At 61.3% G+C, this 12,075-nt stretch carries 5 protein-coding genes; 1 reads left to right on the forward strand and 4 read right to left on the reverse strand.

What is annotated here, in order from left to right:
- Entirely contained in the window at positions 1-3,369 is a 3,369-nt protein-coding gene (locus QZM72_RS32110) for a glycosyltransferase (protein ID WP_301740109.1), read from the forward strand.
- Between the two features lie 68 nt (positions 3,370-3,437).
- On the opposite strand, the gene QZM72_RS32115 is transcribed toward QZM72_RS32110, so the two are convergent.
- From QZM72_RS32115 to QZM72_RS32130, 4 genes are all read right to left on the reverse strand, one after another.
- On the reverse strand, positions 3,438-4,988 hold the full coding sequence (locus QZM72_RS32115) for a TIGR04222 domain-containing membrane protein (RefSeq protein ID WP_301740110.1): 1,551 nt from the start codon (positions 4,986-4,988) through the stop codon (positions 3,438-3,440).
- Positions 4,989-5,536: 548 nt separating this feature from the next.
- Positions 5,537-9,061 carry a DEAD/DEAH box helicase gene (locus tag QZM72_RS32120; RefSeq protein WP_301740111.1) on the reverse strand — a complete coding sequence of 1,175 codons (3,525 nt, stop codon included), beginning with the start codon at positions 9,059-9,061 and terminating at the stop codon, positions 5,537-5,539.
- Entirely contained in the window at positions 9,045-9,821 is a 777-nt protein-coding gene (locus tag QZM72_RS32125; RefSeq protein WP_301740112.1) for a Hachiman antiphage defense system protein HamA, read from the reverse strand. The genes QZM72_RS32120 and QZM72_RS32125 overlap by 17 nt, the downstream gene beginning before the upstream one ends.
- A gap of 59 nt (positions 9,822-9,880) precedes the next feature.
- Positions 9,881-11,956 (reverse strand): DEAD/DEAH box helicase, encoded by a 2,076-nt coding sequence (locus QZM72_RS32130; protein ID WP_301740114.1) that lies wholly within the window; start codon positions 11,954-11,956, stop codon positions 9,881-9,883.
- Positions 11,957-12,075 lie beyond the last annotated feature (119 nt).

Below are 12,075 nucleotides of genomic sequence, written 5' to 3' on the forward strand. Positions count from 1 at the left end.
ATGACCACTCCCAAATCTGGCTTGGCGCACGGCGGTTCGCGCATCTTTACGCGACTCGGCCACCCGTACTACATACTCGCGCCGAATTTCCGGCAAACCTCCGGCGGGATCCGCGCGATGCACTACCTGTGCCACGTGCTGAACCTGCTCGGCCAAGAAGCGTACGTCTGCACGCCGGTCGTGCATCCTGATCTGCGCACGCCGCCGCTGACCAACGACATCGTGCAGGCGCATGCCCGCGCGAATCGCAGCCCGATCGTCGTCTACCCGGATGTCGTCACCGGCAATCCGTTCAACGCGCGCTGCGTCGTGCGCTACCTGCTGGCCGAGCCCGGTCGCATCAACGGCGAACCGATCGCCCTGCAGCCGAACGACCTCATCTTCACGTTCGGGCCGTCGCTGGTGCCCGAAGAATGGAAGGCCGACCTGCTGCGCATACCGCTGGTCGACACGCGCATCTTCAACAGCGACGGTGTCGACAACGCCCGCCGCAACGGCACGGCCGTCTTCATCAATCGCCACCTGCGGCGCGGCGGCACGCTGCATCCGGTCACCGCCGAGTCGATCGAAATCTCGACCCGCGTGCCGGAACGTTCGGCGCACGAACTCGCGGCGCTGTTCCGACAGGTCGAGTGCGTGTACATGTACGAATGGTCCACCGCCGTGTTCGAAGCGCTGCTGTGCGGATGCCCGGTCGTGTGCATCATGAATGACGCGTCGCTGTCGGAGCCGACCCGGTGGGTGATGGACGGCAAGGGCATCGCGTGGGGGCTCGACGAACACGAGATCGCGCACGCGAAGGCCACCGTTCACGAAGCGCGCGGCGTCTACCTGAAGGAAGAGGACGCGTTCTGGCAGCAGTTGCAGAACTTCGTCGAGCGGACCCAGGCACACGCGGACAAGCTGGATGCGCAGGCCGTCGCGACGGGCGCCGCCGCCCCGGGACAGCCGGCGTCCGCGCCGCGCTCGTGCATCGCGGTCGTCACCGCCGAACCGGCCGACCACGCGCGCACCAGCCTGCGCTTCGTGCAGCCGTTCGCGCGGCTGGACCGCGAATGGGCACTGACTTTCCCTGTCACGCAAGCCGGCATCGATCCCGACGCGCTGCAGCGCGCCGACCTGATCGTGCTGCAGGGCGACACGCCGGGCCTGCTGTCCCCCGCCACGCTGGAACACCTGTTCTCGCTCGGCAAGCCGGTCGTCCTCGAGATCGACACGCCGCTCGACACGCTGCTCGCCGACATCCCCGGCGCGGCCGACAACGCGCGCCGCAAGGCCGGCATCCGCAGCGCCGTGCAGCGCGCGCATGCGCTCGTCGTGCCGTCGGAAGCGCTGGTGCGGCAGTACCGTCATGTCAACGCATCGGTCCACGTGCTGCCGACCGGCGTCGATCTCGAGCGTCTGCACCGCGCGGCGCCCGGCGTGCGCGACCACGTGAACCTCGCCGTTTCCGGCACCGGTCTCGACGGCGTGCGTCTCGAGCAGCTCCGCCAGGCGCTGGCCGAGCTCCGCCGCCGGTTTCCGGGGAAGCTCCGGGTGTCGTTCGTCGGCGCGGCGCTGCCGGCCGGCTGGGAACGCGAACCGGACGTCACGCTGATCGCCGAGCCTGCCCCTTACGACAGCTACGCCGACGCGCTCAAGCGCGCGGACCTCGACATCGCGCTGGTCGCGGCGCCGGTCACGTTGCGCGACGATGCGCCGCCGCGCGCATGGCTCGAATGCTCGGCGGCCGGCGCGGCCACGGTGCTCGTCGCCACGCCGGCGGACGGTTGCCCGGTTGTCCACGGCCGCACGGGCTGGCTCGTCGCCGACACCGCCGACGCGTGGGTCGACGCGATCGCGCACCTGATCGAGCATCCGCAAACCCGCGCGCAACTCGCCGCGGCCGCGCAGGATGCGATCCGTGCGCAGCACGACATCGGCCGCAACGCCGCCCGCCACGGCGTGCTGTACGCGCGGCTGCTCGCGGAGAACCGGACGCGGGCGCCCGTCGCCGCGACTGCGGACGCCGCACCGCGCCGCAAGCGCCTGATCGTGTATTCGATCGATCCGGACGCGTGCGCGTCATCGCGAATTCGCCTCACGCTGCCGTTCGATCTGCTGAACGACGAATGGGAACTCGTCCCGGGCATCCGGGACGGCCAGATCGACAGCAGCGTGCTGGCCACGGCCGACGCCATCCTGCTGCACCGGCTGACGCCCGGCATCCTGACGGGCAACGACCTGTATACGATCTTCAAGCATGAAAAGCCGGTGATCTACGAGACCGACGACCTGCTGACCGACCTGCCGGCCGCGCACCCGCTCGCCGCGCAAGGCGGGATGGCCCGCGCGGGGATCGAGCTCGTGCTGCGCAACGCGGACGCCGTGATCGTATCCACGCCGTTCATCGCCAGCCGCTATCGGCTGTCGCACCCGCGCGTTCACGTGCTGCCCGACAGCGTGGACTTCGACCGGTTCTACCGCCCCGTGACGGCGCGCGGCGACGACTGCGTGACGATCGGCATCGCCGGCGCGTCGCTGCGCGCCGACAACTTCGCGCTCGTCGACACGGCGCTGCAGGCGATCTGCGCGCGCCATCCCGGCAAGGTGAAGGTGAGTTTCGTCGGCGCGGACGTCCCGCCAGGCTGGGCCGGCCACCCGGACGCCGGTTGCGAGCCCGAGCTTCACGACTACGACGCGCACGCACGACGCCTGCCGGAACGGTGCTGGGACATCGCGCTGCTGCCGCTCGCCGACCACGACTACAACGCCGGCACGAGCACGATCCAGTGGCAGGAATACGCGGCGGCCGGCATCGCCTCGATCGTCAGCGACCGGCCAGCCTATCGCCTCGCGCTGCACGACGGCTGCGACGGCCTGCTGGTCCCGGACGAGCCACAGGCGTGGGTCGACGCGCTCGACCGGCTGATCGTGAACCCGGCGCTGCGCCGCGGGCTCGCGCGCACGGCGCAGGCGAAGGTCCGCAAGCATCACGCGCTACAGCAGGCGCTGCCGCGCTATCGCCATGTGTATCAGCAGTGCATCGACAAAGGCGCTGTCGGCAACCAGCCCGGCCGGCCGGATGCGCCGATCCCCGGCGCGCTGATCCTGGACGCCGAGGGCGACCTCGACAAGGTCCGGCTGAGCCTGCAGGAAATCGCAAGGCGGCCGGAACAGGATCTGCTGGCGGTCGTGCTGACCACGTCGCAGGCGACGCTGCTCGAATGGACCGACAAGGTGCGCTACCTGCACGCGCCCGTGCACGAATACACGGCCACCGTCGAACAGCTCTGCGCACTGCCGGCGTTCGACTGGACGCTGATCGTCGAGGCGGGCGACGGGCGTGCTGCGCAGGCACGAACGCCCGCCGATGCCGCGATCGCGTAGTTCGACGCGCGCCGTGCCGCTTGCCTGACGCTGGCGGCCCGGCGCGCTATCCCGGCAGCGCCCGGTGCTCAGTTGCTCGAACAGCCGCCGCAACTGCTTGAGCTGCATGCGCTCGACGAACTGCACGAACTCGAACTGCTGCCGTCCCCGGCGCCGGAGTCGGACGAACCGCTCGACCCGCCGGTGTTCACCGCGACGGGCGGCGGCGCCATCAGCACTTTCGAATGCGCGGCCCACACGGTGCCGGCGAGCGCGCCGGCACCGAACAGCGCGGCCGTCCACAAGAGGCCGTCCGGCGTCGCGCGGTCGCCCCGGCGTTCGTCGCGGTGCGCGGCGAGCGCCGCCTCGCCGCCGCGCGTCATGCCGCCGCGCCCGAAGCCGGGCAGGCGTCCGACCATGAAGTGGTACGCGACCATGAACGCCGTCATGAAAATCATCAGCAGCAGCACGGGCCTGCCGCGGCTCAGGCCGACCGCGAGCTTCGCCGCGCCCGCGCCGAACACGAGCAGCAGGATCGCGCGCGCGGCCATCCGCGTCGCCCGCATCTCGCCTGGCGCCCAGAGCCAGCCTTTGCGCTGCAACGCTGCGGCGCAGTCGGCTTCGCGCCACGCGAGACGCTGACCGAACGCGTGGCAGCTCGTCTCGCCGCCAGGTTGCCTCCTCAGCCATTCCCAGTCGGCGCCATAAGCGCCTGCATGTCGCGGATCGTCGATCCGCACCCGCGCGCCGTGGACCTTGCTCATCCGCAGCTCGATCGCACCGGCATGCGCGAGCGACAGTATCGCGACCTGCGCCATCCGCGCGCCGCCGCCCGCGAGATACGCCGCTTCCTCCGCGCTCAGGTCGGGCGACGATTCGGGGGCACGCGTTCCCCACGCACGGTGGCGGTATTCGATCCACTGCAGGCCGGCGATCAGCAGCAGCGCGGCGATGCAGAGCGGCACGTAGAACAATCCGAGAAAGTCCGGCCCAGAGAAGTCCAGCACATTGAAATCGCTCGCGCTCGCGCAGGTCGCCGCGACGCTGATCGCCGCCGTTGGCCACGCGAACTTCGCGAAGCGCCGCCAGCGTCGCCGGCGCGCGGCGGGCGCGCTCGAAGGGCCGTCGCGCCGTTCTGCGCGCTGCTGCACCGGGGCGTCGGCGGGCACGGCCGGCTCGGCCACGGGGCGCGGCCATATCGCTTCGGGCGGTTCGCAGCCCAAGAGCCGGCGGTAGCTGTCGAGCGTCTGCCGGTAGTGCCGCGCGTACTGCGCGGCCTCGTCGGGCGCGCCCGCGCCCGGCACGTGATGCAGCGGCGCGCGCAGCACGTCGGCACAGAACCCGTCCCAGTATTCGCGCGTGTATTGCAGGTGCAGGTGCCATGCGGCGTCCACCGCGACCGACGGCGTGACCGGATGGCCGGCTACCTGCGCGAGGAACGCGAAGCGCTTGTATTCGTCGATTACGGCCAGCGCGTGGTCGTGCGACCAGCTTTCGGCTTCGGCGAGGCGGCGGCTGTACGGCAGCGGCGCGTGCGGATCGTCGGGGGAATATGCATGCAGACGCGCGAGCAGCGCCTGCTGCACATCGGTCAGCGCGCAGGCAGCGACTGCGGTCGAGGTGGACGGAATGGCAGCCATCGGAGTCGGCGCGATGCGCGGACGGCCGCCGCGATCGACGCTTGGAGTTGTCGTTGCGGGCGATTCTCGCACAATGGGAAGGCGGCGGAATAGCGTGGGAAGCGGTGCGGGAGATGGCGATGCGATACCGTGGGGTGACGCTACGCTTGGCGATTTCAGGAAAACGGATCGGGTGTGGAGTTGCACAATTGTTGTCGCTCACGAACAACCAATTCGTGTCGCAGCAACGGCCATAAAGCCATTTTTGGCCTGGGCTCCTGACCTTCGTACCAGCTATTCGTGTCGCGCTCGCATATGGATGCTTAACTTCCTGATGACCCGCCCCCGATTACCGCCTACCAACAGGGCAAGCTAGCGCTCGGGTATAGCCTCGAGTGAATCGCACAATCTTTGTCGTGACCTGTATCGGCTCCACCCGCGCGGACCTTTAGCAGTCCAGTCACGAATGTCGCCAGCCCGTTCGGGCTCCCTGAGCAAGGCCTGTGAGGGTCGCTGCTGCTTCGCGCAGGGCAGCGAGGCCTCGAATGATAGGCCCCGCTGCCTATCTATTATGTGGTCCAAAGGTCATCCGGTCCCAAATAAGTCACGAGCACTTTTCCCGCCTCGCGCGATACCGAGACGCGTGCAACTCCTTTGCGTATTACGTTTAAGGGTGCTCTGAGAGCGCCTATGAGTGAGCCTGTTGCGTCCAGGACGACGGGTCTGTCGTCGAGATGAAAAAGACGAACCGGTGTCTCGGGCGGCGGCGGCACATTGTGCCAAGCGACTGGCGCCAGATACTTCCGCTCTGACCATATACTTTCGCCACGCGGAGCAAATCCGAGAACGAACTCCTTCCACATCGATACAGTCTCCGCAGATGGCCAATTCGGTGTGGTACTCCAAGCCGCCACGGCATCCGATGCAAGCCACCCTCTCAGCTCGGCGGCATTGAGGAAGGTCGCACCGGTGTCGGTGACCGCTTTGATAGCGGCCAGCCGCGACGCAAAACCAGCTTGGATGAGAAGCGCAGCAGATTGGTTGAGCGTTCCAGTTTCAACGGCCGCCACAGCCGCATCCAATTCGAATGTGTCAAGCGGCAAACCGAAATCTGCGTCAACGTCGCCGTTTGCCGCTGCTCGTACACGAACGGCTTCCATGGCCCAAGGAAGCCGATATACCAAACCTCCCTCAACAAATTGAAGCGTTTCGTTTTCTTGGCCAGCAGCAACCTCGGCAAGCTGTGCGCCAAGTAGCCATTGCCGCAGAATCTCACGCCAGTTTTCGGGCAGAGGGTCCGGAGTAAACGGATAGATGGCGAAGACCAGCTCAGCAATCGAAGTAATTGCCTGAATTGCTGCTTCATACTGAGCCGTCACTATTGCACCATTAGAAGCTATAAGCAGAGCGTTTAACTCTGCGGAGATTGCGTCTAACGCGAGGCCCGTCTCGAGCCCTATACCAGCGAGGAAGTATCCTTTCCGCCTGAGCGGCGTGGAGCGAGCCCAAACAAAGCGACTGCGCGAAGTCAATGCAGCCTTCAAAACTCGCTGGTCGCCCTCGTCTCTCCGCTTTAGACGACGCTCCCAAAGCGATGACTGCAGGATGCCATCAAGCGCGTCAGGAATGGCTTCGTCGGCAATGTCATTGTCGCCTATGAGGCTCAGAATCGCAGTATCGAGTGTGGCAACGTGGCGCGTCCATGTTGCGTATGCAAGCTCTCGTGCATCCGCCTTTTCTCCCGGCACCTCCGGAAAAGTCCACGCCGCTGCATTATTAACGACATACTCAACAAGCTCGTCTAACGTTCCGCCAGTCTTACTGTACATCCGAATGAGAAGCCACATGAGTAACTGTACGAGCCCACTCTCCATATCTCGCGCATTAACATCGGAAATCAGGCCCTCCCATCGGGAAAGACGCTTCTTCTGCTCATCAAAAATCGGATAAAGAACGATACCTTCTATATCGACATACGCGCGCCCCGCGCGACCGATTACGTTTTTGAACTCAGCGGCCGGGATGACCTCTCCGCTTCGATGTAGAGAGTGGAAAACGACAGCGGTCGCGGAGAGATTGAGGCCCTGCGCAAGGGTCGGCGACGAAATGGTTACCTTCAACACACCATCTCGCAAGAGTCGCTCTACTTCTTTCCGAAATGGAGTCGGCAATGCTCCATGATGGAACGCGACGCCCAATCGCAGACATTTCAAAATTGCGTGCTCTTGACCCAACCACTCCGCACCAAGGGTGAGTGCCGTTTCCAATTGCGCAGCATCGGCAGTAAGCAATGACCGGAGAGCACCACGTTCATTCAACTCGACAATCACGTCCGCAAACGGCTCCACGCTTCGACGTTCTGGACAAAACACCAAAACCGTCTGCCCATCGTCGACAAGTCGCCAAGCTGTAGCCAACGTGAGTTCTTGCTGGTCCGCAGGGAAAGTTTTCTTGCGTTTGCGCTTCGGTGGAACATACAGTTGAGGCACGAAACCCGTTATGAACTTCGGAACGAAAGGGCGTTCGTCGCCAACGCGCAGATTCAAACGAGCGGTCGCGCCGTTCCACATCACTTCACCGAAGCGCAAGCGAGTGGGACGCCAGTCCGCCTTTACAAGCTCTCCTGGCCGGTCCCGCCTTAGCCAGCTCGAGAAATCTTCAAGCTGCTCACCGTCGGGGAGTATCGCTGATAAGCAGACGATACGGCGCTGTTGGGCATCCGCGCGTCTCAACAGCCGTTGAATCTGGACTTCGTAACGAACCTCTCGCTCATTGAGACCTATCATATGCCCTTCGTCGAAGACGAGAAGTCCGACATCGTCGAGCAACGTAGGGTCGTTGCGTAGGGCGAAATCCAGCTTTTCCGGCGTCGCAACAACGATGTCGCGACGCCGGATAGCATCCTTCTCGAATCCGCTCACTCCTATGCTTCCGTATAGCGCGGAAACAGATTTCCCGAGCGGCCCGAACGTTCTCTGCAGTGTCTGTTCTGTTTGAGCGGACAGAGCGCGCAGCGGTGTGATAAATAGAACGCGCTTACCACCGGCCAGACAGCGCAAGATGCACAACTCGGAAATCCGGGTCTTTCCCGCACTCGTCGGCAGCGATACGACCAGGTCGTCCGCCTGGTCTACAGAGCGTGATGCCGCAGATAGCTGCGATGGCCACAAATCAACTTCCGCCTTTGGTCGACGATACAACGTCGCGATAAAAAGCTCGCGCAGACGCGGCCACTCGTGCGCATCCCCACCAGCGGGTAAGACAGGAAGCTGCTTGTGGAACGTTGAGTCCCACATGTCTGACAGAAGGTGAATAGCAATCTTGTGGGACCACCATTGCGGAACTAGATTAATCTCGCCGCAGACGTCGAGTCCCAAACGCAGTCGCTCCAAGGCCTCCTCAAGGAGCGGCTGTTCACCTCGCTCGAGTGCGAGCAAATACTCAGACAGCGCCCCAAAAAAATTATCGGTGAGCGCCAAATCAACTTGGTCCAGCATGTGAGCAGCATGCTCGTCATATCTATCCTCATCTGCGGCTGCCTCAGCGCGAGCAACGTTAGCCTCTATGGCGGCTCGGAGCCGCAAGTCAGCCGCCGCCCCGGACATGCGAAATCCTAAGACGCTGTCTTGCAAAGCGCTAAAGTCGCGCAGCATTAGTAGAGCGAGAACTCGTTCGATTGGTGAGAAGTTTGCCTCGCTCCGGACAATGGACAACAGGGAGTAGGCACGTGCGGACAACCTAGCAAGATGATATGCCGCAGCACTCATCACGAAGTGAAAGTCGCGGTCGTGGTCACCACGATTCCCTTTAGCCACCACCGCTTCAAGAGCAGTCCCGGCTTGCTCAAACGCGATACGAGCGTGGGCCGGGTCACCGCCAAGTTCGCCAAGACGTAGACCAAGACCTAGCAGAGAATAACCGTACGAGTGGAGGTCATAGCTCAGTTGGGGGGAAAATGCCGGTGCATCGGGAGGCAGAACACCATCCCGCCAAATCATGGCTCTGGCCTGTCCTCGCGCAATCAATCGCCCTCGAAATCCTGGAGCGGAAGCCTCATTAATGTCAGCGACGATACCGTCAACTGTTGTTGGCATTGTGAATCACCTGCTTGTATACATTAGCGATAAATGCAGCGTGGTCTTGGACAACAAGTCCAGCGCCCCACTGGCCAATCGGTCCAGAATATCCTGCCAATGATGCAGTCAAAATCTTATTTGGCAAATTTGCCGAAAAAGTAAACAGAAGGTGGCGGACCGATTCCTGTTGAATACCATATTTCAGCTGCGCATCGTCAATCAAATTGGCAAGTTCATCGTCGCCTGTTTCGGCAAGGCGACTGGCCACGAACGACAGAGCGTGTGGAGACGGAAGGCCATCGTCCTTATCTAGAGCCGTCCGCGCCTCCTTGACGACACCGGCGGTCAACGTAACTCGGCTCTTTGCCTCGACCTTCAGGAACTTTGCGTGACCGGTTTTCTCATTATGAGCGATACCAATAACGTCATCGCCTCGCATGGCCATATTTCGATGGTCCCGCCATCGAAGTCGTTTGATTGGAACGTCGTATCTGGTTCGCTCCTGGATGAATTCCGTGGCGAGAATCTCACCCAAGTCGCCCGAGCGAATCGCCTTGGTTGTGGGAAGCAGCTCCTGAATGAACTTCGACGCTTCTGGCTTCCCCAATCGAGCCAAGATTCGAGCAATACGCTCCTCCGACGCGTAGTGAGATGGAACGACCTCAGCAGTCGCGGTAATTCCGATATTTATCTTTGCGGAATTGACGGTAATCACACGCAACTCATGCAACCCAACTGTAGCTTTATCTGTCGTACACCAATCTTTGAAGTTCAGCATTCGTCACCTGCGAGCGCCGTAGGCGTGTTTGATTGTTCGCGAAAAATTATTTAGGCATCTTAAATCAGCGCGAGCCTCTGCAACTCTCGCCTAACTAACGGCGACAACCGTCTAAATCGCTCGGGCGATAACGACTTCAGTCTTTTCTTGACAATTACAGAGTTCAGGTCTCTGCCATCTAAAACGTCCGTCACCTCTCTTGCCGCAATTCTTGACATTCCCAAGTCCATGCACCCAATCATCGTGCCCGAGCACGCCCCGAGCTCCAAGAAAAGCGGAATAGGAGGTATGTCTTGCAAATCCAAACCCTTCTCCGTTAATGCGGCCAAGCGAAGTAGGTCGATATAGCAAGCAACGAATTTCACATATTTGAACCTCAACTGCTCCTCGATTTGCTTCATCACACTCTTAATCGTTTCGCCCGCAGGCACAAGCCCGTCATACCCTTCCTCTTTTGCCTTTTCTCGTGCCCTTTTAAGCTGAAAATCAATCATCTCGTACAAAGAACGACCTCTCATCCACGACAAAGCGAACCAGCTGTAGTAACGGTGAGCACGATTCGATATGCCCTCGAGGTTCGTATGAATTAGAGAAAGAATGAACATGAAGCGCGTCTTCACCTCGCTGTATTTGTGCTGAGGATGAAGAGGAACGTGCTCCTCGAGTTGCCCCGCACGAACCGCGAACCGAAGAACGTCATACATTTGCTGCTGACGTAGTGGCGAAATCATCCCATGGCGTTTTAGCACTTCTGGAGGAAGGGTCACCTTATCCAACTGTCCTTCTACCGCCGCAATCGTCTGTACAGCATCAGCGTGAAGACCGTTTGGCGCAACACGCCGAATCGTCTCTGCCAGTGCACCGGTCTTGATGTCAGTAACCAAACGAGAAAACACGCTTTCGGCGAATGCCGTCTGACGTACGCCGGACCGGTGATTAGCGTTCTGTGCGAACTTCAGGAGAATCTTCTGTTCTGTAGTCAGTGCTGTTGTAAACGCGGCAGTAACTTCTGTCGACGGAGGTTCGTGGGCCGGCCTATTCTTCCATGTGTCATAGCTAACCAAGAAGACGTTCCCGTGAGTATCCTTCTTGAGTCGCCCGGCACGCCCGGCCAAATTCCAAAAGTCGTCCGGATTCATCGGCGTGTGGTTGCCCTTCTCCGGCTTGTACAAGAAAATGTTGCGAGCAGGAAGGTTGACTCCCTGAAGGAGGGTCGACGTGCAAACCAATGTATGCAGAAGGCCTTCTACGAAATACTCTTCTATAGCCTTTGTGAGGTTTGTCGGCATATTGCCGAAATGAAACCCTACACCGCGTTCCACACAGTTTGCCAGAGTAAATTCCGGGTGGACGTGTTTCCGAATGAATCCAGCCAATTCGAGCAAACGGGCGTTCGGCTCATGCTTACTAGCGTTTGCCAGCTCGTTTGCGATGCTCTCTGCGGGATGCTTGGAAGAAGCGTAAACGAGGCTCTGCCCCTCTTTTCCGAGCTGAAGTATCGCATCGATGAAGCGGCCGATTTCAGTACTCGAAGGGCCGGCCAGCAACCTCCCGATAGTGAGGCGCCCGCCTTCGGGCCGCTGAAGCGTCAGCACCATGTGCTCGTCCCGCTTCGCCTCTTCGAAGTTCACGAAAATCAAATTCTGCCGCACCGGCCTCAGATTCGTTCCAACGTCTACCACGCCGTGAACGCCAAGCAACCTACCGATGGTAGCTGCGCTCTGCGTACCAGGGGTGATGAAGAGTAACCTGGACTGCGGCATTCTTGACGCGACGTCTTCGAGGCAATCCAGCAAGAGCATTCCTCTGGCCCCATCCGCGATTTGCTGAGCTTCATCGACAATCAGCATGTCGAGCGACAAATCACTCTGGTCGAGAGCGGTTCGCAGACGTTCTTGCGTAAAAACAAAGACCCGCGATTGGTGCGACGCAAGTTCGGGTCTCGCTCGAGGTACGCTGCTGATAACCGGTGGAGTCGGCAATTGTTCTAGTAACCGGGCGAGGTTCCCTTGCACTTCGTGAATCAATGACCGAGAGGGAACGATGTACGCAATGTCGAGTACAGCGTCTGACTTTTCAAGCGTTTCTTTGATGAAAGCTTGGACGATGTATGATTTCCCTGCGGAAGGACCTATCCGTGATTTCGTGGGCGAGGCATATCATGAGGTGTAAAAGTCATGGATATGCCAATGAAGAAGAAACGGCAAACTGTAGCGCGTCAGGCGGCGGCTCGCGGGCCGCTGCCTGAACTGCC

This window comes from Burkholderia sp. AU45388 (assembly GCF_030481585.1).
Classification (GTDB): domain Bacteria; phylum Pseudomonadota; class Gammaproteobacteria; order Burkholderiales; family Burkholderiaceae; genus Burkholderia; species Burkholderia sola.

Coding starts and splice junctions, on each gene's coding strand:
- QZM72_RS32125 (WP_301740112.1), bottom strand. CDS start 9,821: ATGCTGAACTTCAAAGATTGGTGTACGACAGATAAAGCTACAGTTGGG.
- QZM72_RS32115 (WP_301740110.1), bottom strand. CDS start 4,988: ATGGCTGCCATTCCGTCCACCTCGACCGCAGTCGCTGCCTGCGCGCTG.
- QZM72_RS32120 (WP_301740111.1), bottom strand. CDS start 9,061: ATGCCAACAACAGTTGACGGTATCGTCGCTGACATTAATGAGGCTTCC.
- QZM72_RS32110 (WP_301740109.1), top strand. CDS start 1: ATGACCACTCCCAAATCTGGCTTGGCGCACGGCGGTTCGCGCATCTTT.